This is a genomic window from Glaciibacter kafniensis (assembly GCF_039538945.1).
Classification (GTDB): domain Bacteria; phylum Actinomycetota; class Actinomycetes; order Actinomycetales; family Microbacteriaceae; genus Cryobacterium; species Cryobacterium kafniensis.
Window position 1 is genome coordinate 134,953 of sequence record NZ_BAABCN010000017.1, and the last position, 20,973, is coordinate 155,925.

The following is a 20,973-nucleotide window of genomic DNA, read 5'->3' on the forward strand; positions in this document are numbered from 1 at the left end:
GACCGATGACCTCCGAACCCGGCTCGACAGCCGACAAGGCCGCCGAGACCAAACGCGCGATCGAGGCGGTCTGGCGCATTGAGTCGGCCCGCCTCGTCGCCACACTGGTGCGCATGGTCGGCGATATCTCGCTGGCTGAGGAGTTGGCGCAGGATGCCCTCGTCGAGGCCCTGGAACAGTGGCCGCAGTCGGGCATCCCGCGCAATGCGGGTGCCTGGCTCACGGCCACCGCCAAGCGCCGTGCCATCGACAGCTGGCGCCGCAAGGAGCGGCTCGGCAAGAAATACGGCATGCTCGCCCACGATCTGCGCACTGACGAGCGCACGGCGCTGCATCCTGGAGACGCGGCTGGAGAGACGCTCGACGATCCTGTCGGCGACGATCTGCTGCGGCTCATCTTCATCGCCTGTCACCCGGTGATCTCGCGTCAGGCGCGGGTCGCTCTTACCCTCCGGCTGCTCGGCGGGCTGTCCACCGAGGAGATCGCTCGCGCGTTCCTCACGCCGCCGGCCACTCTCGCGCAGCGGATCGTGCGGGCCAAACGCACCATTTCCGACGCCCAGGTGCCGTTCGAGGTGCCTTCCTGTGCCGAGTTCGGGGCCCGGCTAAGCTCGGTGCTCGAAGTGATCTACCTGGTCTTCAACGAGGGCTACTCGGCCACCGCAGGCGACGACTGGATGCGCCCGGCCCTGTGCGAAGAGGCGCTGCGGCTCGGTCGGGTGCTCGCCGGGCTCATCCCGAACCAGCCAGAAGTGCACGGCCTCGTCGCGCTGATGGAGATCCAAGCCTCGCGGAGGGGAGCCCGCACGAACCGTTCAGGCGAGCCGGTGCTGCTGCTCGTTCAAGACAGGTCGCGCTGGGATCAGCTGCTGATCCGCCGCGGGCTGACCGCTCTGGCGAGAGCGGAAGCCGAGGCGCGTGGTGCCGGGCCGGGGCCCTACCTGCTGCAGGCATCCATTGTCGCGTGCCATGCTCGTGCCCGCCGCGCCGCCGACACCGACTGGGCACAGATCGCCGCGCTCTACGACCAGCTCGCCCGACTCACGCCGTCGCCCGTTGTCGAACTCAACCGCGCGGTCGCCGTCTCCATGGCAGCCGGACCCGCCGAAGGGCTGCGCATTGTTGACGCCATCGTCGCCACCGGCGCTCTCACTCGCTATCACCTGCTGCCGGCGGTGCGCGGCGATCTTCTGCTGAAGCTCGGCCGCTCAGCCGAGGCGCGCGACGAGTTCGAGCGGGCGGCCGCCCTCACCCAAAACGAACGCGAGCAGGCGTTGTTGCGGGCGCGGGCGTCTGGCGACCGGCGCTGAGCCGAGCGGCGCTGAGCCGAGCTGCGCTGAGCTGCGCTGAGCGTTCTACCGCCCCGGGGGCCGATATGCCGGTGACTTCGTGGCGGCTTCGTCAAGATCTTCAACGGTCATGAGTGGTCTCAGATGCAGCTTCACCGCGCCCGTCGAATTGATCATGAGCGACAGGGCAGCGGCGGAGGCCTGGTCTGGGATGTCGAAGACCCCCACGACGTCGGTTTCTCCGAATGCGTAGTAGAAGCATTCGAGCGAGCCTCCGACCGACGCCAGGGCGGTGACGACCGCTTCACGACGCTTGGATCCGCCCTCGCGCAGGAGCCCGCTGATTCCCTCGCCCACATAATTTGCTTCGAACAAGTATTTGGTCATGGTCTTTCCCGTCTCGTGATGTCCCGCACACGGGCATCCGAAGGTGCACCCCGACACCTCAGAGTGAAGGCCGGGTCTGGCCCCCAAGGCGGGCTTGGCGCACATGGTATGCCCGCCGCTGCGCGCCGACAACCGGGGCGGGCACGGCGAATTCGTTCGATGGTCGACCTGCTGGCGCGCGCTGCGACCAGTTGCGACCGGTTGCGACATACCGCGCTCTGCTGTCGATGCAGACGGATGTCGCCGGTGAATGCGGCAGGCGGCTCGCGACTGTGAGACGGTGAGTTGTGGAGATTTTCGGCAAGCCCATCGACGCCCAGACCCGGTGCGTTCACTACGCGACCGAGCATGATGTCGTCGCGATCAAGTTCGTCTGCTGCGAGCGCTTCTACCCATGTCACCTCTGCCATGAGCAGACTGCCGACCATGCGGCGCAACAATGGCCGGCCGATCGGCAGGGTGAGCAGGCGATTCTGTGCGGCGTCTGCCAGCAGACGCTGTCGATTTCGACGTACCTCGGCGTCAGCGCCTGCCCGCACTGTTCCGCCGAGTTCAACGAGGGGTGCCGGCTGCACCGGCACCTCTACTTCGAGGAGGCGCGACTCTCAGCTGTCGCGCCGTCGATCGTCTAGCTCGCGCTCATTCCGGGCTGAACCGCAACGTAGTCGATGCGATTCTTGGACTGCACGGTCTTGACCGGACGCCGTGAGAAGCCCTTGGCGTCGAGGTGGTTCTCGACTCGGTAGGTCTCCTGCGCAGCGTCGTAGATCTCGTTGAGCCGGCTGCCCGAGAACTCTTCGACTGAGCCATCGGCGAAGACGACGCCGACCTGAACGGTCTGCGGAAAGTGCCTGTTCATGCGGATGAAGCCATCGGCATCCTGCTTGAGCGTAATCATCTGGTTCCTGCCTTCGTGAAAGTGACCCCTTAGTCTCGCGCATGCGGCCGTTGCGTTTGTCGAGGAGGCCGCCCGCCATCGGGTCGAGACCTCGCGAGCCGATGTTCGAACGCAACCCAAGTTCAAGGATTGGCTCGCGAGATCTCGAGACGCGGCCTCCTTCGTCGGCTGCTCCTCGATCAACGAAATGGTCCTGCGTCGGCTGCTCCTCGATCAACGAAATGGTCCTGCGTCGGCTGCTCCTCGATCAACGGAATGGTCCTTCGTCGGCTGCTCCCCGAGCACCGAGAGCTAGCGCAGCGCCGCCACCCCCGTCAGCCTCTCGGCCTCCGCCCACAGCTCACCGGCCAGCGCCAGATCGCGAGCCTGCTTGCTCGAAGCCCCGTCTGGCTGCAGCCCGTCGAAGTACGTTCCACTCGGCGACGGGATCGTCTCGGCCGTGGCCAGGTGCACGAGGGGAGCGGCCCCGGCCTGCGGGGTGATTCCCAAGCCGCCGTTGCCGACGAGTGCGCCGACCTTCATGAGTGGCGAGTCTGCACCGAAACGAGTGTTCACGAAGCCCGGGTGAAATGAGTAGGCGTCGACTCCGCTGCCGAGAGTGCGGCGAGCGAGCTCGCGCGTGAACAGGATCGTCGCGATCTTCGCGGTTCCGTAGGCGCGCCAGCCGCCGTTCCAGCGGCGCTTCGTCCAGTCGAGGTCGTCGAGTCGCAGCTGACCGAACCGGTTTGCCACGCTCGCCGTTGAAATGACCCTGACCGCGTGCGAGCGCGCACCCGCACCTGGCGCACCCGGCGCATCCGCTCGTGCCATCGCATCCGTCACGTGGCCGGCCTCCGCAGCGGATGCTGTCGCCTCGAGACGCGGAAGCAGCAGCTGGGTCAACAGAAACGGCGACAGAAAGTTCGACTGAATCGTCAGCTCGTGGCCGTCTTCGGTAATCGTGCGCTTCGAGACGAGCCCGCCCGCATTGTTGGCCAACACGGTAATCGTGGGGTAGCGCTCGAGCAGCGCGTCGGCCAGCGCGCGCACCTCGGCGAATGACGCGAAGTCGGCCAGAAATGCCTGCCCGCCGACCTCCGCTGCGACGGCCCGGGTGCGCTCGGGATTGCGCCCGACGATGGCAACCTCGGCCCCGCGTTCGGCGAGGGTCTTCACGGCCTCCCGGCCGAGGCCCGAGCTGGCGCCGGTGACAACAATGGTCATGCCGTGCAGTGTGCGTTCCATGGGCTCAGCGTAACGAGCGAAGCTTCGCTCACTCCGAACGCTACCGTGAACTTAATGTTCCCGTTGCTGCAATACCTGATGTGAGTACCGATAGCGACATCCTCAACCGGTCCCGGGCGGCCCCCGCGGTGTTCAGCGAGCTCTACGATCGGCATGCCCCGGCGATTCATCGCTACGCGGCGCGACGCATCGGCGAGCATGCTGCCGACGACGTCATGAGCGAGACCTTTCTCGTCGCCTTCGAGCGCCGGGCAGACTTCGACGTCACGAGGGACGACGCGCGGCCGTGGCTCTACGGCATCGCGACGACCCTGATCAAGAAGCACGCGCGACTCGAAGCCCGATCGTGGAGAGGCTTGGTCGCGGGTGCCGCCGCCGACCGTGCCGCAGAAGGCGCCCACGACGCGATTGAGGCTGTCGGTGTGCGCGTCGACGCCGAAGTCGCGATGCGACGCCTCGCATCCGTTCTGAAACGGATGCCGGCACGCGACCGCGACGCCCTGCTGCTCTACGCCTGGGGAGACCTCGACTACGAGGGCGTCGCGCAGGCACTCGGCGTGCCGATCGGCACGGTTCGCTCACGTCTGAATCGCGCGCGGCAGAAGCTGCGCGCGGCCGTTGCATCGGGCTCTGCCCAGGAATTGGAGGTTGACCATGGACGATTTGACCCTCTTGCGCACAGTGCGCAGTGACGTTGCCGCCCCGACCGACGCCGTACTCACCCGCGGTCGCGCTGCACTCTTCGAGAAGATCGCGGAGGAGCCGGGGGAGCGGATCGGAGCACCGTCCGCGCTCGCCGCACCCGTCGCATCCGCGCACGGCCGACGCACGCCGCGTGCACGCCGGCTGCGCTGGGCCGGTTTCAGTACACTCGGTGCCGGCGTTTTGCTGACGACGCTGGTGCTCACCAACGTGCTCGGCTTCGGCGGCTGGCGCGCCACCGTCGATCCGGCCGCCGCCGCCGTGCTGAGCGACGCGGCATTCGCCGCCATCGAGAACTCCGATCCGGTTGTTGCTCCCGGCCAGTACCTGTTGGTCAACACCTCGGCGGTCTACGGGGCGACAGTCGACGACAACGGCAAACGCATCAGCTATCTGACCATCAACGAGGATCAGGTCTATCTGCCGGCCGATCGAAGCGAGGAATGGGTGTGGAAGCGCAATCCGCGGTCGCCGTACGAGTCTTTCGGAACTGAGTCGAAACGACTGGCTCTGAAGAGCTACGACGAAACGATGGCGGGGCCCGAAGCGAACGGCGAGCTTCTGCGCGCCACGGCCGGTGCCTTCTACAGCTCTCCGTCGCCCGTGTCGCCGACCGCTCTGGCGAAATTTCCGAGCGATCCGAATGAGCTGCTGAGCTACATCTACCGCGCAACGGAGGGGGGCGGCCAGTCGCGGGAGGGCGTGGCGCTGATGTTCATCGCCGAGATTCTGCGAAGCGGAGCGGTCGGGGCTGACCTGAGAGCCTCGTTCTACCAGGCTGCCGCGCTCATCCCTGGCATCGAGATCGTTGAGCGACAGGCCACCCTCGACGGGCGCACCGGAATCGCGATCGGCCGGGTCGAGAACGCCGACCACTCACGCCAAGACCTGATCATCGATCCGGCGACCGGGCTGCTGATCGGCGAACGCCGCGTGGAGTTGGAGGCTGTGGAGGGATATCCCGCCGGCACCGCCACATCGTGGACCGCGATCACGACGTCGGTCGTCGATGCGGCACCCGACGGTGGCACGCCCAATGGGGCAGCAGACGTACAGGGCTGCACGCTGACCGCACCGGGCACGTTCCAGTGCTGAGCCAGCCGATCGACGCGGTGGCAGCATCCGTTCACATGGATGCGTCAGGTCGCGCACTCGTGCGACCCGACGCGGTCGACCTGCCGCCCACCATCTCGATCGATCTGACCGCGTACCTGCGCCTTGTCGGGACACCCGACTGACCCGTAGCTCTCGATAAAGTTCAGCCCTGACGGCACACATCCTCTGGGGAGAGATGGTGCCGCTCAGGGCTGAACTTTATCGGTGCCGTTCACTGATCAGGATCAACAGCGGATGCGCGGCCGACGAGACGCAGCCGCAGAGCCGTCGCACTGGTCGAGGAGTCATATTCCATTCACGGCACGTGACACCCAATAAACTGGCAAACGCATCCCCGCAGCAGCCTGTATCCCCGGGCCTACGCAGACGATTGATTCGGCACGCTCACCAGGCGTTCGCTAGAATTCCCGTATTCGCTCGTTGACACAGCGATCATTCATTCACTGGCTTCAGGGACCAACCCGGGTTCGCTCGCCACTCAGTGAGACACCCACTCGATCATTCCGTGAGGTTTTCACCCGTGGCCACCAACCCCCTTGCACCCGACTGGCTGACTCTGCCCGCCGACGCCAACGCGCTCGCCGACGGTCTCTGGCCGGCAACCGCGTTTCGCACCGAAACGGGTGAATTCAGCGTCGGTGGAGTCGCCGCCTCCGAACTTGCCAGCACGTTCGGCACGCCGCTCTACGTCATCGATGAAGCGGATGCCCGTAGCCGCGCCCGAGCATTCCGCGTCGCATTCGAGACCGAGTTCACCCGCATCGGTACGACAGCCAAGGTGTACTACGCGGGCAAGGCATTCCTCACCACCGAGATCGTGCGCTGGATGCTGGCCGAGGGCCTCAATATCGACATTTGTAGCGGCGGAGAGCTCGCCGTTGCGCTCGCCGGTGGAGCACCGGCCGCGCGTCTCGGATTCCACGGCAACAACAAGTCCCTCGCCGAAATCGACGAGGCGACCCGGATCGGCATCGGCACGATCATCATCGACAGCACGATCGAGATCGAGCGCACCGCGGCCGCCGCCGCCCGGCACGGCATCGTGCAGAACGTTCGCCTGCGCGTGAACAGCGGCGTGCATGCGCAAACCCACAGCTTTCTGGCCACCGCGCACGAAGACCAGAAGTTCGGCATCACTCTCGATGACGCCCCGGCCCTCGTCGCCGCCATCCGCTCGCACCCGAGCCTCAACTTTCTCGGCCTGCACTGCCACATCGGCTCGCAGATCTTCGGCGCAGACGGTTTCGCCGAATCGGCCAGCCGCCTGCTCGCCCTGCACGCCACACTGTTGGAGACGGGACCTGTCCCCGAGCTGAACCTCGGCGGCGGCTTCGGCATCGCGTATACGAGCACTGACTCACCGACCCCGATCGCCGAACTGGCTGCCCGCATCGCCGACATCGTCGCTGCAGAGTGCGCCACCCGCGGGATCCCGCTGCCTGCCATCGCGTTCGAGCCAGGACGTGCCATCATCGGCCCGGCCGGTGTCACCCTCTATGAGGTCGGCACCATCAAACCCGTCGACGTCGGCGGCCACACCCGCCTCTACGTGAGCGTCGACGGCGGCATGAGCGACAATGCCCGCACGGCTCTCTACGAAGCCGACTACTCGGTGCGCATCGCCAACCGGCTCTCCGACTCCGACCCTGCGCTCGTGCGTCTCGCCGGCAAGCACTGCGAGAGCGGCGACATCGTCGTCGACGCCGACTACCTGCCCGCAGACGTCACCCCCGGCGACCTGGTGGCGGTTGCCGCAACCGGCGCCTACTGCTGGTCACTCTCGAGCAACTACAACTACCTCAGCCGCCCGCCCGTTGTCGCCGTCGTCGACGGCACCGCGCGCATCCTGATTCGTGGTGAGACGATCAACGATCTGCTCGCCCGCGACACCGGCATTGATACCGGTTATCGAGCCTGCCGAGATACGACGGTCTCGACAGGCTCGACCACCGATATTGACGGCGTCACGACACCCGCAACCAACGAACTGAAAGACAGCTCACGATGATCGAATACCGCAATTTGCGTGTCGCCCTGCTCGGTGGCGGCTCGGTAGGCGCTCAGGTCGCCCGCCTGCTGCTTGAGCAGAAAGAGGAACTCGCCAACCGCGTCGGCGCCGGCCTCGAACTGATCGGCATCGCCGTGCGCGACATCAACGCCGAGCGCACCGTCGACCTGCCGCGCGAGCTCTTCACCACCGACGCCGAATCACTCATTCTGGGCGCCGACGTCGTCGTCGAGCTCATGGGCGGAATCGAGCCGGCCCGCAGCTACATTCTGATGGCGATCAACTCGGGGGCGGATGTCGTCACCGCCAACAAGGCGCTGCTCGCGGCCCACGGCCCCGAACTCTTCGAAGCCGCCGACAAAGTCGGCGCACAGCTCAACTATGAGGCCGCCGTCGCCGGTGCCATCCCGATCGTGCGGCCGCTGCGCGACAGCCTGGCCGGTGACACCGTCAAGCGCATCCTCGGAATCGTCAACGGCACGACGAACTTCATCCTCGACCGGATGGACACCGAGGGAGACACCCTCGAAGAGGCCCTCGCCACCGCGACGGCACTCGGTTACGCCGAAGCCGACCCCACCGCCGACATCGGCGGCTACGACGCTGCGCAGAAGGCTGCGCTGCTCGCCAGCCTCGCCTTCCACACCACCGTGCCGCTCGAAGACGTCTACCGCGAGGGCATCACCGAGGTCACCCCGCAGGAGATCGAGTCGGCGCGCAAGGCCGGCTACGTGATCAAGCTCCTCGCCATCTGCGAACGCCTCACCCACCCGACCACGGGTGTCGAGGGCGTCTCGGCGCGGGTCTACCCGGCGTTCGTGCACCGCAGCCACCCGTTGGCCGCCGTGCACGGTGCCAACAACGCCGTCTTCGTCGAAGCCGAAGCCGCCGGCAGCCTGATGTTCTACGGCGCCGGCGCCGGGGGAGTGGAGACGGCCTCTGCCGTGCTCGGCGACCTCGTCTCGCTCGCCCGTCGCCACGTTTTGGGTGGTCCAGGTGTGGCCGCGTCCAGCCACGCCGACCTGCCGGTGTTCGAAATCGGCAATGTGTCGACGCGTTACGCGATCACCTTGGAGGTCAGCGATGAGCCCGGTGTTCTCGCCACGATCGCCAGTGTTTTCAGCGATCACGGCGTCTCGCTGGCGCAGGTCGAACAGTCGATGACGCCGGAGTTTCCGAGCACCGGCAGTCAAGAGGCGGTCTCGGCGACGGCTACCCTTGTGATCGGAACCCACCTTGCGAGGGAGGCCGCACTTGCGGCCACCGTGTCGGCACTTGCCGCCAACAGCGTCGTCACCCGCGTCGCATCCGTTTTGAGAGTTGAAGGAGCCTGATGTCCAGCGAACGAGAGTCCAGCCGGCCCGTTTCACGCCAGTGGCGTGGAGTGCTGCGCGAGTACGCCGATCGCCTCGACATTTCGGCGGCCACGCCCATCATCACGCTCGGCGAAGGCGGCACCCCGCTGATTCCGGCTCCGGCGCTCTCTGCCCGCACCGGTGCGAAGATCTGGATCAAGTACGAAGGCATGAACCCGACAGGTTCGTTCAAGGACCGCGGCATGACCATGGCCGTGTCCAAGGCGATGGAGGACGGCGCGAAAGCCATCATCTGCGCTTCGACCGGCAACACCAGCGCCTCGGCCGCCGCCTACGCGGCGCACGCCGGCATCACCGCCGCTGTGCTCGTGCCGGAAGGCAAGATCGCCATGGGCAAGCTCAGCCAGGCCATCGCGCACAACGGCCAGCTGTTGCAGGTGCAGGGAAACTTCGACGACTGCCTCGACATTGCTCGCGACCTCGCCGCCAACTACCCGGTGCACCTGGTCAACTCGGTCAACAACGACCGCATCGAGGGCCAGAAGACTGCAGCGTTTGAGGTCGTCGAGGTGCTCGAAGACGCACCCGACTTCCACTTCCTGCCCGTCGGCAACGCCGGAAACTACACGGCCTACTTCCGCGGCTACAGCGAAGAGCTGGCCCGTGGCGCCACCACGAAGCTGCCGCGCATGTTCGGCTTCCAGGCTGCCGGCAGCGCACCGATCGTTCTCGGCAAGCGTGTTGAGCACCCCGAAACCATCGCCAGCGCCATCCGCATCGGCAACCCGGCCTCCTGGGAGCCGGCCCTGGTCGCCCGCGAGACCAGCAACGGCTACTTCGGTGCGATCAGCGACGAGAAGATCCTCGAGGCCTACCGTATTCTCTCGGCCGAGGTTGGAATCTTCGTGGAGCCGGCATCCGCCATCAGCGTTGCCGGTCTGCTCGAACGTGCCGAGGCCGGTCAGGTTCCGGCCGGTGCGACGATCGTGCTCACCGTCACCGGTCACGGTCTGAAAGACCCGCAGTGGGCGCTTCGCACCGCCGACGGTTCCGACGTCAAGCCGACCATCGTCGCGGTTGACACGGCCGAGGTTGCCAGCGTGCTCGGGCTGGCCAAGGCATGAGCGTGAACCCCACGCTCGCCGGACGCTCCGTCACGGTTCAGGTTCCCGCCACCAGCGCGAACCTCGGTCCCGGCTTCGACACCCTCGGACTCGCGCTCGCGCTCTATGACCAGCTCGAGGTCAGCGTTCGGGATGCCCCCGGCGCGAGCGTCGAGGTGCACGGCGTCGGCGAGGGCGAGGTTCCCACCGACGAGTCGAACCTCGTCGTGCGTGCCGTCGCCCACACCTTCGCCCACTACGGCATCGAGCTGCCCGGGCTCAATCTCGTCGCGAACAACGTCATCCCGCACGGCCGTGGCATGGGCTCGTCTGGCGCGGCAATCGTGTCGGGCATCATGGCCGCCAAGGGGCTGCTCGAGGGAATCGTCGAGATCGACTCCGAGGCGCTTCTCGCCCTCGCCACCGAGATGGAAGGGCACCCCGACAACGTCGCACCCGCCCTCTTCGGCGGATTGACGATCGCCTGGACGACCCCGGAAGGCCCCCGTCACAAGCGCCTCAACGTGCACCGCGGGGTGTCGCCGCTCGTCTTCGTTCCCGAGCACGCCATGTCGACGGCGCTGGCTCGCAGCCTGCAGCCGGAGTCGGTGCCGCACGAAGACGCCGTCTTCAACGTGTCACGCTCCGCCCTGCTGATCGCTGCGCTCATCCAGAGCCCGGAGCTTCTGCTCGCGGCCACCGAAGACAAGCTGCACCAGAGCTACCGGGCCGCAGCGATGCCAGAGACCAACCGTCTGATCACGATGCTGCGCGAGCAGGGCTTTGCCGCTGTCGTGTCCGGCGCCGGTCCGTCGGTGCTCGTCTTGGCCAACGACCCCGGTCAGCGTCTTGTGGCAGCCGAGCTCGTCGCTGCGCAGTCCGAGACCCCGTGGCAGGCGCTCATGCTCGCCGTGGACTTCTCCGGTACGACGGTCACGCCGACCGCGGTGCGCGTCGACGCGTAGCCCGATTCATCCGTTTCATCCGTTTCGCGAAACTCCTCGTCTGCCGATCTCGGCGGGCGGGGGGTTTCGTGTTTCTTCCCCAGGGTTCGTCGCGCCGGCCGTTCTCGTTGCGGTTCTATCCCGTTGCGGTTCCGTCCCGTTGCGGTTCCGTCCCGTTGGTCGAGCTTGTCGGGGGCCCCGAGACCTGCCCTCCAGAACGCGCCCGACCCCTGCGACGAACTGTGTCAGATGACCATTTTCTTGCCCCAAAACGGTCATTTGCCACAGCTCGGCGCCAGAAATGGATCTCGTGATCGACCCGAGCGCGTGGCGCGGGTCGAAAACCGCGGCGCCGGCTGAACTCAACCGACATCACTGTTTTCAACAGGCGGCGCGGCACTTCGTCGGTCGAGTGGGGTCGAGTGGGGTCGAGTGGGGTCGAGCGGGGGCGAAGACCGTCGCGCGGGTCGGGTGCCGGCACGCTAGCCGGCGCCGTTGCGCGCAACGGCACCCGACCCGCGCAACGCTGGTCTCGAGGTCGAGAACCCAAGGGAATCGCACGCGACGGCGAGCGGATGCCGCGCGACGCATCCGCCCCACCGCGACGCGCCCCGCTGCGACGCGCCCCGCTGCGACGCGCCCCACCGCGATACGCCCCACCGCGATACGCCCCACCGCGACACACCCCACCGAGACGCGCCCCGCTGCGAGACGCCCCGCTGCGAGACGCCCCGCTGCGAGACGCCCCGCTGCGAGACGCCCCGCTGCGAGACGCCCCGCTGCGAGACGCCCCACCGCGACACGCCCCCAACGGGGGTGTCCTGTTGACGGATGTCACAGTGCTAGGCTTGCAAGGCACCCCGTTAGAAGTCGCCTCTCGCGAATCTGCCTTCGGTGCATTCCCTGTAACTCACTGCTATCGCGTTCCGTGCGTAGCTGTGTGTGTTCATTCCAATCCACCTCAACGGGTTGGATCACCCGCAGCGCCTCAGTCGCTGCAACAGCTCTCCTGGCACAGCATCATAGAAACCAGGGGAAAGGAACCCTCTTCGTGACAAACGTCAATCTCCGTGCCTCAGGTGCGGACTCTTCAAGCCTGAACGCCCTCCGCGTCGCCGAGCTCCAGACTCTGGCCGCCGACCTGGGCATTTCCGGCGCCTCCAAACTTCGTAAAGGAGAACTCGTGGAAGCAATTTCCGAGATCCAGAACAAGAACGCCGACTCCGCTGCTCCTGTGAGCACCGCGACCGTCGCCGAATCAGCCGCACCCGCCGCTGCTGCACCCGCCGCCACGGTTGACGCACCTGCGTCGACCGAGCCCGCCGCTGCGGCCCCCGCCGAAGCATCCGCCGACGCCGCGCCGCGCAAGCGTGCCTCGCGTCGTGTCACCACCGCAACCTCCGCCCCCGCCGCCACTCACGTCAACGCTGACGGCGCAACGGGCCTCGGCATCATGGTCCTCGACGCAACACCCGCGTCAACCGAAACTCCTGCAGCGGCCGCCACCGGCCGCTCACGCAGCCGCGCCGCTGCCGCCAGCACCGAGGTTGTGGCCGAGGCCGCAACCGCTGAGGCTCCGACGACGGATGCCGCCGCCGCTGAGAAGCCGGCTCGCCAGACCCGCAAGCGCGCCAGCAAGCCTGCCGGTGCCCCCGACGTGGCACCCATCGCTGACGCTGCATCCGCTGCCGGTGCGGCCACTGAAGCTCCGGCCGACGCACCCGCGGCCAGCGCAACAGACGCTGTGGCAACCGACTCCGTCGTCGATGCCGGCACCGGCCGTCGCGAAGGCCGTGAGGGTCGTCGTGGCTCACGCCGCGGCGCTGCTGCGCAGCGCGACGAGGCTCAGGCAGACGCTGCCGCCGAAAAGCAGGCCGAGAAGCCGGTTGAGAAGACCGCCGAGACCGAGACCGCTGCCGAAGGCACCGACGAGTCCGGCGCCGAGGCAACGACCGACGCGTCAGAGCAGCCCCGCCAGGGACGCAACCGCAACCGCAACCGTGCTGAGCGCGGAGAGCGTGCCGAGCGCAACCAGGGCGACCGCAGCCAGGGCGGCGCCGAGCGCGCGCCCCAGGGCGAACCGCGTGCTGAGCGCGCACCCCAGACCGAGCGCACCGACCGCACCGACCGCACCCAGGGCGGTGCCGAGCGCACCGAAGACGGCAACCGTCAGCAGAACCAGCGCCAGGCCAACAACCGCAACCAGAACGAGCGCGGCGAGCGTGCCCAGAACGAGCGCGGCGAGCGTGCCCAGAACGAGCGCGGCGACCGCAACCAGGGCGATCGCCAGCAGGGTGACCGTCAGCAGAACGAGCGCGGCGACCGTCAGCAGAACGACCGCAACCAGGGCGAGCGCACTCAGGAGCGCAACCTGCTCGAGGAGGAGCTGGGCGGCCGCAACAACCGCAACCGTTTCCGCGACCGCAAGCGTCGCGGCCCTGGCGTCGGCGACGACTTCGAGCCCGAGCTGAACGACGACGATGTGCTGATCCCCGTCGCCGGCATCCTCGACGTTCTCGACAACTACGCGTTCGTGCGCACCTCCGGCTACCTGCCCGGTGCCAGCGACGTCTACGTCTCGCTCGGCCAGGTCAAGAAGTACAACCTGCGCAAGGGTGACGCCGTCGTCGGCTCGATCCGTCAGCCGCACGAAGGTGACCAGGCCGGCCGCCAGAAGTACAACGCGATCGTCAAGGTCGACTCGATCAACGGTCTGACCGTTGAAGAGGCCGCCACCCGCGTCGAGTTCCAGAAGCTCACCCCGCTCTACCCGCAGGAGCGCCTGCGCCTCGAGACCGAGCCTGGCAAGCTGACGCAGCGCATCATCGACCTGGTCGCCCCGATCGGCAAGGGCCAGCGCGGCCTGATCGTCGCGCCGCCGAAGGCCGGCAAGACCATCGTCATGCAGCAGATCGCGAACGCCATCGCCACCAACAACCCCGAGGTTCACCTCATGGTCGTTCTGGTCGATGAGCGTCCCGAAGAAGTCACCGACATGCAGCGCACCGTCAAGGGTGAGGTCATCGCCTCCACCTTCGACCGTCCCGCCGAAGACCACACCACGGTCGCCGAGCTCGCCATCGAGCGTGCCAAGCGTCTCGTCGAGCTGGGCCACGACGTCGTCGTGCTGCTCGACTCGATCACTCGCCTGGGTCGTGCCTACAACCTGGCCACGCCGGCTTCTGGTCGCATCCTCTCCGGTGGCGTCGACGCCGCGGCGCTGTACCCGCCGAAGCGTTTCTTCGGTGCGGCGCGCAACATCGAAAACGGTGGCTCGCTCACCATCCTCGCGTCGGCTCTCGTTGAGACCGGCTCGAAGATGGACGAGGTCATTTTCGAAGAGTTCAAGGGCACCGGCAACATGGAGCTGCGCCTGTCACGCCACCTGGCCGACAAGCGCATCTTCCCTGCCGTCGATGTGAACGCATCCGGCACCCGCCGCGAAGAAATGCTGATGAGCGCCGACGAGGTCAAGATCACCTGGAAGCTGCGTCGGGCCCTGGCCGGTCTTGAGCAGCAGCAGGCGCTCGAGGTCATCCTCGGTCGCCTCAAGGAGACCTCGTCCAACGTCGAATTCCTGATGCAGGTTCAGAAGTCGATGCCGACTCCGAACGGTTCAGACAAGGACCACTGATGTTCGAGTCTGTATCTACCCTGCTGGCCGAACACGACGAACTGCAGGCACAGCTGGCCGACCCCGAGTTGCACTCGAACCCGGCCCGCTCGAAGAAGGTCAACCGGCGTTACGCCGAGCTCAGCCGCATCATCGCGGCCTACAACGAGTGGAAAGAGGTTGAGGACAACCTCGCCGCCGCTCGTGAGCTCGCCGATGAAGACGACGCGTTCGCCGAGGAGATCCCGGGGCTCGAAGAGCAGCTGGAGGCCACCGCTGAGAAGCTGCGGCGCCTGCTGATCCCGCGAGACCCCAACGACAGCCGCGACGTGATCATGGAGATCAAGATGGGGGAGGGCGGTGCCGAGTCGGCACTGTTCGCCGCCGACCTCCTGCGCATGTACCTGCACTACGCGGAGTCGAAGAAGTGGAAAACCGAGATCATCGAGCAGACCTCGAGCGACCTCGGCGGCATCAAGGATGTCCAGCTTGCGATCAAGGGCAACTCCACCGACCCGGCAGAAGGCGTGTGGGCGCACCTCAAGTACGAAGGTGGTGTGCACCGTGTTCAGCGGGTGCCGGCCACCGAGTCGCAGGGTCGCATCCACACCTCGGCCGCCGGCGTGCTCGTCTTCCCCGAAGTCGATGAGCCCGAAGAGGTCGAGATCCACCCGAACGACCTCAAGATCGACGTGTACCGCTCGAGTGGCCCCGGTGGCCAGTCGGTCAACACGACGGACTCCGCCGTGCGCATCACCCACCTGCCCACCGGCATCGTGGTGGCCATGCAGAACGAGAAGAGCCAGCTTCAGAACCGTGAAGCCGGTATGCGCGTGCTTCGCGCCCGCGTCTTGGCTCGTCAGCAAGAAGAGATCGACGCCGCGGCATCGCTCGTACGCAAGGGCCAGATCCGCACCATGGACCGCTCCGAGCGCATCCGCACGTACAACTTCCCCGAGAACCGCATCGCGGATCACCGCACCGGGTACAAGGCGTACAACTTGGATGCCGTCATGAACGGCGCCCTGCAGCCCGTCATCGAGTCGTGCATCACGTCCGACGAAGAGACGCGTCTGGCAGAGATCGGCGACACCGAGGCGTAGCCTCACCCGTACGTCAGTTCCCGAGAATCGCCGTTTCCACCGACAATCGCCGGTGGGGCGGCGATTCTTGACGTTAACGGCAACTCTCGCCGAGTTTGACACTTCCGGTCCACCTTCCCCGGTGTGCCGGGGAAACTTGACCGGAACGGTCAAGCTCGGCGCACCGGTCTGACGACGGATGCGTCGCGCCGGGCCCCGAGACAGCCGCCGCTAGGCTGAGCCACACCATGAACAGCCACTCGAGCCCCGACGAACCTGCAACGCCCGTGCGTGTCTCAACCGGTCGCCTGGCCGACGGCGAGCAGGTTCAACGGTTGCTCACCGAGGCCTACGAACGGTACGCGCTGGTGCACGAGGGCCGGGTTGCCGACTACATTCCGCTGCTCGCCCAGGCGTCACCCGACCTGTTCGGCCTCGCCGTCGTCAGCGTCGACGGTGACATCTTCACCGCCGGTGACGCCGACTACGAGTTCTCGATCCAGAGCGTCTCGAAGCCGTTCGTCTTCGCGCTGGTCGCCGAAGCCCTGGGCCACGCCGCGGCCCGCGAGAAGATCGGCGTCAACAACACCGGGCTCCCGTTCAATTCGGTCATGGCGATCGAACTCAACGACGACCGCACCGCCAACCCCATGGTCAACGCGGGCGCGATCGCGACCACGAGCCTGATTCCCGGCGACACCGCCGACGCCAAATGGCAGTTCATCCAACAGGGGCTCTCCCGATTCGCCGGACGCGAGCTGCAGCTCGACGGCGAGGTCTACGCCTCAGAAACCGCGTCGAACCGCCGCAACCAGGGCATCGCGAAGCTGCTCGCCGGCTACGACCGCATGTATTTCGAGCCCCTCGAAGCGACGGATGTCTACACCCGGCAATGCTCGCTCAACGTCACGGTCACCGACCTGGCTGTGATGAGCGCGACCTTGGCCGACGGCGGGATCAACCCGATCACCCAGCAACGCGTGGTCTCGGCCGACACCTGCAAGCGCGTGTTGGCCGTGCTGGCGACGGCGGGCCTCTACGAGCACAGCGGTGAGTGGCTCTATGACATCGGCCTCCCGGCCAAGAGCGGGGTCAGCGGCGGAATCATGACCGCCGCCCCCGGTAAGGGCGGACTCGCGACGTTTTCGCCGCCCCTCGACTCAGCCGGCAACAGCGTGCGCGGTCGGCGCGCCACGACGATGCTCTCCGACGTGTTGGGCCTCAACCTCTTCGCGTCGAAGTCGGCCGAATAGCCCGCACGCCCCCGCACGCCCCGCTCGCCGAGCTTTACACTTGCGGTCGAGTTTCCCCGGTGCGCTGGGGAAACTCGACCGGAACGGTCAAACTCGACGTGAAGGATGCTCGCGACAAATCGCGGATGCACGCGCCTTACTCGGAGTGGGTGAGCCCGCGCGCCGCCTCGATCGTTTCGGGCTTCGCCGGTCGAATCGTCGCGGGCACGCCGACGAGCAGCGAGTGGTCTGGCGCATCCTTGGTGACCACGGCGTTCGCGCCGACGGTGCTCCAGGCGCCGATCGTGATCGGGCCGAGCACCTTGGCCCCGGCACCGACCGTCACGCCGTTCTGCAAGGTCGGGTGCCGTTTCGCACCCCGGGGAATCCCGTGGGCGCTTTTTCCGCCCAAGGTCACGCCGTGGTAGAGCATGACGTCGTCGCCGAGCTCAGCGGTCTCGCCGATCACGACACCCATCCCGTGGTCGATGAATAGTCGTCGACCGATTGTGGCACCCGGGTGAATCTCAACGCCGGTCAAGAAGCGCGTGAATTGGGAGAGCAGGCGTGCGGGAAGGCGCATTCCGGCTCGCCAGAGTCGATTCGCGACCCGATACGACCAGACGGCGTGAAGCCCGCTGTAGGCAAAAAACACCTCAGCCTTGCTGCGTGCGGCCGGGTCGTGAGCGCGTGCCGCGGCGATGTCCTCACGGATACGCGAAAAAACTCCCATGCGCCTATTGGAACACAAAACAGTGGCCAGGCGTCCCCGCCTGGCCACTGCCTCTCCCAATCAGTCAGCCCTAGTCGAGCAGGTCTTCGTAGAGCATCGTCGAGATGTAACGCTCGCCGAAGTCCGGAACCACCACGACGATGGTCTTGCCGCTGTTCTCCGGCAGCTTCGCCTGCTCCAGAGCTGCCCACACGGCAGCACCGCCCGAGATGCCGGCGAGGATGCCTTCGTCGGTGGCCAAGCGACGTGCGGTGGCCAGCGAGTCGGCCAGCGTGACATCCGTGACCGAGTCGTAGATCTCACGGTCGAGAATGTCGGGAACGAAGTTCGCACCGAGACCCTGGATCTTGTGCGGGCCCGGCGTGCCGCCCGAAAGGATGGGGGAATCGATCGGCTCGACGGCGACGACACGCATGTCGGCGTTTTGCGATTTCAGGTACTGGCCGGCTCCGGTGATGGTGCCGCCGGTGCCCACGCCCGCCACGAAGATGTCGACGGCGCCGTCGGTGTCTTCCCAGATCTCGGGCCCCGTGGTCGCCGTGTGGATCGCCGGGTTCGCCGGGTTGGCGAACTGGCTGGCCAAGACGGCACCCTCGGTCTCGGCCACGATCTCGCGGGCCTTCTCGACGGCGCCACGCATGCCGTCGGCTCCGGCGGTCAGCACGATCTCTGCGCCATAGGCGCGCAGCAGCACACGACGCTCCTTGCTCATGGTCTCCGGCATAGTCAGGATGACCTTGTAGCCACGGGCTGCACCGACCAGTGCGAGGGCGATGCCGGTGTTTCCGCTGGTGCCCTCCACGACGGTTCCGCCGGGGAGCAACGCGCCCGATTTCTCGGCGGCGTCGAAGATCGCAACGCCGATGCGGTCTTTGACGCTCCCGGCCGGGTTGTAGAACTCAAGTTTGGCGAGCACTGTCGCCCCTGAGTTGCCGGTGACTCTGTTGAGTCGAACCAGGGGTGTCCGCCCGACCGCTTCAGTGATGTCGGAGAAAATCTGTGCGGGCATGTTCGGTGCCTTTCGGTGAGTGTCATCGGTGAGGTTCACAGCCGAGTTCAGCCTAGGCCCAGCGTTCCCCACCGGCGAGTGCGTTACGTTTCTTGATGTGAACCCGACACCCGCTTCAGATCAGTCAGCTCCGCAGCCAGCCCCGCTGCCCGCCCCGCACTCCGCCCAGCCGCCCGTCACCGTCGCCACCCTGCGCGACCAGGTGAGCACGATTCTGCGTGCGGCTGGCATCGTCGACCCAGAGGTTGACGCCGATCTGCTGATCGGCCACGTGCTCGGCCAGAGCCGCGGTCAGATCCAGGCCGCAGGCATCGTGGGCACGAGCCTGTCAGAAACGGATGCCGCCACCATCCTCGAACTCACCGCGCGCCGTGCGACGCGCGAGCCTTTGCAGCACATCACCGGCAAAGCTCCGTTCCGTCAGCTTGAACTGTCGGTTGGTCCAGGTGTCTTCGTGCCGCGGCCCGAAACCGAGCAGGTCGTGCAGTTCGCGATCGACGCCCTGATGTCGATGCCCGACGCCGAACCGATCGGCATCGACCTCGGCACCGGAAGCGGGGCGATCGCCCTGGCGATGGCCACCGAGGTGCCGCACGCGCGCATTTTCGCCGCGGAGAACTCGCCAGAGGCCTTCCCCTGGACCACGAAGAACTTCGCCGACTCCGGCGCGACCAACGCGACTCTCGTCTTCGGCGACCTGGCCGACGCGTTTCCGGAGCTCAATGGAACCGTGGCCGTCGTCATCTCCAACCCTCCCTACATTCCGGCCGCGGCGATTCCGCGTGACCCAGAAGTGCGTCTGTTCGACCCGGCCCACGCCCTCTATGGCGGAGAAGACGGGCTGGATGTCGTGCGCGATGTCTCGCAGACCGGGCTCCGACTGCTGCGCTCTGGCGGAGTTCTCGTGCTTGAGCACGGGGAGCTGCAGGGCGCCGAGATCCGCGCCATTCTGGATGCCGACGGCTGGCGTGCCACGGCCACCCACCGTGACTACACGACTCGCGACCGGGCGACGACGGCGATCCGCCCGTAGCCGCCTCGGCGCGCGAGTGCCGGTCCCGAATCCGTTGATCGAGGAGCAGCCGACGGAGGAGGTCGCGTCTATCAGGTAGATGGGCCATTTCGTTGATCGAGGAGCGCGCGAGCTTGCGAGCACGCGTCTCGAGATCTCGCGAGCCAATCCTTGAACTCGGGTTGCGTTCAAACAGTGGCTCACGGGGTCTCGAGCTGTGGCGCCGCTGCGCGGCATTGTGGTGGACGAATTTGACCATCTCGTTGGTCGAGGAGGCCGCCCGCGGCCGTCTCGAGACCCGGTGAGCCGACGTTCAGACGCAACCCGAGTCAAGAGATCGGCTCGCCGGGTCTCGAGCTGTGGCGCCGCTGCGCGGCATTGTGGTGGACGAATTGGACCATTTCGTTGGTCGAGGAGGCCGCCGGCGGCCGTCTCGAGACCCGGTGAGCCGACGTTCAAACGCAACCCAAGTCAAGAGATCGGCTCGCCGGGTCTCGAGACGCGCGCTCCTTCGTCGCGTGCTCCTCGACCAACGAAATGGCCCATATACCTAATAGACGCGCGCTCCTTCGTCGCGTGCTCCTCGACCAACGAAAAGGCCATATACCTAATAGACGCTCGCTGGCGCTCGCTCCTCGACCACCGAGGTGGAGGAGGATCAGCGCGCGCGACCCGCGAACTCATCGATCGCCGCGTTCAGTCCGGCGACGTCGTACTCCCCGTCGTTCTGGGTGAAGTGAAAAGCGTGCATCCCGGCATCCCTGGCGCCCTTCACGTTCTCGGCGCTGTCGTCGAAGAGGATCGCGTTCTCTGGCGCCACCCCGAAGAGTCCCAGCGCCCTCGTGTAGATCCGGCGCTGGGGTTTCTCGGCCCCGAGTACTGCAGAGGTCAGGTCGTTCTCTTTGAGGATGTCCGCGACATCGGGCGCCAACACCGGCAGCGAATCCCGAAACGGGATGGGATTGTTCGACAGCAACGACACCGTGCCCAGGGTGGCGGCCCGCCGAAGCGCGGCGATCGCTCCGGAAATCGGCGTCATCGCGGCAGCCCTGGCCTCCTGCCACTGCTCGAGGGTCAGGGTCGTGCCGGTCACGCTCTGCCAGACCTCGAGGTATTCCTCGGTCGAGCGGTACTCCCCGGCGTTCGCCGCCGCCTCGTGCCCGTTCTCCCACCAGGTCTTGGCCAGGTGGTACTCGCTGGCCCCGGTGAGCCGAGCCAGTGCAGGCAAGCGACGGCGAAAATCGTAGGCATAGAGGGTCTTGTCGCAGTCGAAGAAGTACACGTCCGGAGCCATGTCCCCAGTAT

General features: G+C 66.6%; 19 protein-coding genes. 13 read left to right on the forward strand and 6 right to left on the reverse strand.

Annotated elements, in window-relative coordinates:
- Nucleotides 1–5: 5 nt before the first annotated feature.
- The gene (locus ABD791_RS19450) at nt 6–1,310 is read left to right on the forward strand and encodes an RNA polymerase sigma factor (RefSeq protein WP_345069540.1); all 1,305 of its coding nucleotides are present in this window, start codon (nt 6–8) and stop codon (nt 1,308–1,310) included.
- 45 nt (nt 1,311–1,355) lie between these two features.
- Here ABD791_RS19450 and ABD791_RS19455 read toward each other — a convergent pair whose 3' ends face one another.
- A complete protein-coding gene (locus ABD791_RS19455) occupies nt 1,356–1,676 on the reverse strand; it encodes a GYD domain-containing protein (protein WP_345069541.1) in 321 nt (106 codons plus the stop codon).
- Between the two features lie 287 nt (nt 1,677–1,963).
- Between ABD791_RS19455 and ABD791_RS19460 the strand changes: the two genes are divergently transcribed.
- Nucleotides 1,964–2,308 carry a CHY zinc finger protein gene (locus tag ABD791_RS19460; protein ID WP_345069542.1) on the forward strand — a complete coding sequence of 115 codons (345 nt, stop codon included), beginning with the start codon at nt 1,964–1,966 and terminating at the stop codon, nt 2,306–2,308.
- Here the strand turns inward: ABD791_RS19460 and ABD791_RS19465 are convergent.
- A complete protein-coding gene (locus ABD791_RS19465) occupies nt 2,305–2,574 on the reverse strand; it encodes a hypothetical protein (protein ID WP_345069543.1) in 270 nt (89 codons plus the stop codon). The two genes, ABD791_RS19460 and ABD791_RS19465, sit on opposite strands and share 4 nt — an antisense overlap.
- Before the next feature lie 291 nt (nt 2,575–2,865).
- Nucleotides 2,866–3,798: an SDR family NAD(P)-dependent oxidoreductase gene (locus ABD791_RS19470; RefSeq protein ID WP_345069544.1), complete on the reverse strand. Its 933-nt coding sequence runs from the start codon at nt 3,796–3,798 to the stop codon at nt 2,866–2,868.
- Nucleotides 3,799–3,878: 80 nt separating this feature from the next.
- On the opposite strand from ABD791_RS19470, the gene ABD791_RS19475 reads away from it, so the two are divergent.
- From ABD791_RS19475 to glsA, 10 genes are all read left to right on the forward strand, one after another.
- The gene (locus ABD791_RS19475) at nt 3,879–4,490 is read left to right on the forward strand and encodes an RNA polymerase sigma factor (protein WP_345069545.1); all 612 of its coding nucleotides are present in this window, start codon (nt 3,879–3,881) and stop codon (nt 4,488–4,490) included.
- A complete protein-coding gene (locus ABD791_RS19480; protein ID WP_345069546.1) occupies nt 4,453–5,595 on the forward strand; it encodes a CU044_5270 family protein in 1,143 nt (380 codons plus the stop codon). The genes ABD791_RS19475 and ABD791_RS19480 overlap by 38 nt, the downstream gene beginning before the upstream one ends.
- Entirely contained in the window at nt 5,589–5,738 is a 150-nt protein-coding gene (locus ABD791_RS19485) for a hypothetical protein (protein ID WP_345069547.1), read from the forward strand. The genes ABD791_RS19480 and ABD791_RS19485 overlap by 7 nt, the downstream gene beginning before the upstream one ends.
- 398 nt (nt 5,739–6,136) lie before the next feature.
- Nucleotides 6,137–7,624 (forward strand): diaminopimelate decarboxylase, encoded by a 1,488-nt coding sequence (gene lysA / locus ABD791_RS19490; protein WP_345069548.1) that lies wholly within the window; start codon nt 6,137–6,139, stop codon nt 7,622–7,624.
- Nucleotides 7,621–8,958 carry a homoserine dehydrogenase gene (locus ABD791_RS19495; protein ID WP_345069549.1) on the forward strand — a complete coding sequence of 446 codons (1,338 nt, stop codon included), beginning with the start codon at nt 7,621–7,623 and terminating at the stop codon, nt 8,956–8,958. The genes lysA and ABD791_RS19495 overlap by 4 nt, the downstream gene beginning before the upstream one ends.
- Nucleotides 8,958–10,064 carry a threonine synthase gene (thrC, locus tag ABD791_RS19500; protein ID WP_345069550.1) on the forward strand — a complete coding sequence of 369 codons (1,107 nt, stop codon included), beginning with the start codon at nt 8,958–8,960 and terminating at the stop codon, nt 10,062–10,064. The genes ABD791_RS19495 and thrC overlap by 1 nt, the downstream gene beginning before the upstream one ends.
- A complete protein-coding gene (thrB, locus tag ABD791_RS19505; RefSeq protein WP_345069551.1) occupies nt 10,061–11,008 on the forward strand; it encodes a homoserine kinase in 948 nt (315 codons plus the stop codon). Before thrC ends, thrB begins: the two co-directional genes overlap by 4 nt.
- 1,030 nt (nt 11,009–12,038) lie before the next feature.
- Nucleotides 12,039–14,621, forward strand: a complete 2,583-nt coding sequence (rho, locus tag ABD791_RS19510; protein WP_345069552.1) for a transcription termination factor Rho — start codon at nt 12,039–12,041, stop codon at nt 14,619–14,621.
- Entirely contained in the window at nt 14,621–15,703 is a 1,083-nt protein-coding gene (gene prfA / locus ABD791_RS19515) for a peptide chain release factor 1 (RefSeq protein WP_345069553.1), read from the forward strand. The genes rho and prfA overlap by 1 nt, the downstream gene beginning before the upstream one ends.
- A 227-nt stretch (nt 15,704–15,930) precedes the next feature.
- Nucleotides 15,931–16,935, forward strand: coding sequence for a glutaminase A (glsA, locus tag ABD791_RS19520; RefSeq protein WP_345069554.1), 1,005 nt, complete (start codon nt 15,931–15,933; stop codon nt 16,933–16,935).
- Between the two features lie 136 nt (nt 16,936–17,071).
- On the opposite strand, the gene epsC is transcribed toward glsA, so the two are convergent.
- Entirely contained in the window at nt 17,072–17,647 is a 576-nt protein-coding gene (gene epsC, locus ABD791_RS19525) for a serine O-acetyltransferase EpsC (protein ID WP_345069555.1), read from the reverse strand.
- Nucleotides 17,648–17,717: 70 nt separating this feature from the next.
- Nucleotides 17,718–18,656, reverse strand: coding sequence for a cysteine synthase A (gene cysK, locus ABD791_RS19530; protein ID WP_345069556.1), 939 nt, complete (start codon nt 18,654–18,656; stop codon nt 17,718–17,720).
- 145 nt (nt 18,657–18,801) lie between these two features.
- Between cysK and prmC the strand changes: the two genes are divergently transcribed.
- Nucleotides 18,802–19,689 (forward strand): peptide chain release factor N(5)-glutamine methyltransferase, encoded by an 888-nt coding sequence (gene prmC / locus ABD791_RS19535; protein WP_425562278.1) that lies wholly within the window; start codon nt 18,802–18,804, stop codon nt 19,687–19,689.
- A 637-nt stretch (nt 19,690–20,326) separates the two neighbouring features.
- Here the strand turns inward: prmC and ABD791_RS19540 are convergent.
- Nucleotides 20,327–20,962, reverse strand: a complete 636-nt coding sequence (locus ABD791_RS19540; protein ID WP_345069557.1) for an HAD-IA family hydrolase — start codon at nt 20,960–20,962, stop codon at nt 20,327–20,329.
- Nucleotides 20,963–20,973: the final 11 nt, after the last annotated feature.

What these genes read in the sequence shown, in the direction of transcription:
- ABD791_RS19450 (WP_345069540.1), top strand. Translation starts at nt 6, where the DNA reads ATGACCTCCGAACCCGGCTCGACAGCCGACAAGGCCGCCGAGACCAAA.
- ABD791_RS19455 (WP_345069541.1), bottom strand. Translation starts at nt 1,676, where the DNA reads ATGACCAAATACTTGTTCGAAGCAAATTATGTGGGCGAGGGAATCAGC.
- ABD791_RS19465 (WP_345069543.1), bottom strand. Translation starts at nt 2,574, where the DNA reads ATGATTACGCTCAAGCAGGATGCCGATGGCTTCATCCGCATGAACAGG.
- ABD791_RS19470 (WP_345069544.1), bottom strand. Translation starts at nt 3,798, where the DNA reads ATGGAACGCACACTGCACGGCATGACCATTGTTGTCACCGGCGCCAGC.
- ABD791_RS19480 (WP_345069546.1), top strand. Translation starts at nt 4,453, where the DNA reads ATGGACGATTTGACCCTCTTGCGCACAGTGCGCAGTGACGTTGCCGCC.
- ABD791_RS19495 (WP_345069549.1), top strand. Translation starts at nt 7,621, where the DNA reads ATGATCGAATACCGCAATTTGCGTGTCGCCCTGCTCGGTGGCGGCTCG.
- thrC (WP_345069550.1), top strand. Translation starts at nt 8,958, where the DNA reads ATGTCCAGCGAACGAGAGTCCAGCCGGCCCGTTTCACGCCAGTGGCGT.
- thrB (WP_345069551.1), top strand. Translation starts at nt 10,061, where the DNA reads ATGAGCGTGAACCCCACGCTCGCCGGACGCTCCGTCACGGTTCAGGTT.
- prfA (WP_345069553.1), top strand. Translation starts at nt 14,621, where the DNA reads ATGTTCGAGTCTGTATCTACCCTGCTGGCCGAACACGACGAACTGCAG.
- glsA (WP_345069554.1), top strand. Translation starts at nt 15,931, where the DNA reads ATGAACAGCCACTCGAGCCCCGACGAACCTGCAACGCCCGTGCGTGTC.
- epsC (WP_345069555.1), bottom strand. Translation starts at nt 17,647, where the DNA reads ATGGGAGTTTTTTCGCGTATCCGTGAGGACATCGCCGCGGCACGCGCT.
- cysK (WP_345069556.1), bottom strand. Translation starts at nt 18,656, where the DNA reads ATGCCCGCACAGATTTTCTCCGACATCACTGAAGCGGTCGGGCGGACA.
- ABD791_RS19540 (WP_345069557.1), bottom strand. Translation starts at nt 20,962, where the DNA reads ATGGCTCCGGACGTGTACTTCTTCGACTGCGACAAGACCCTCTATGCC.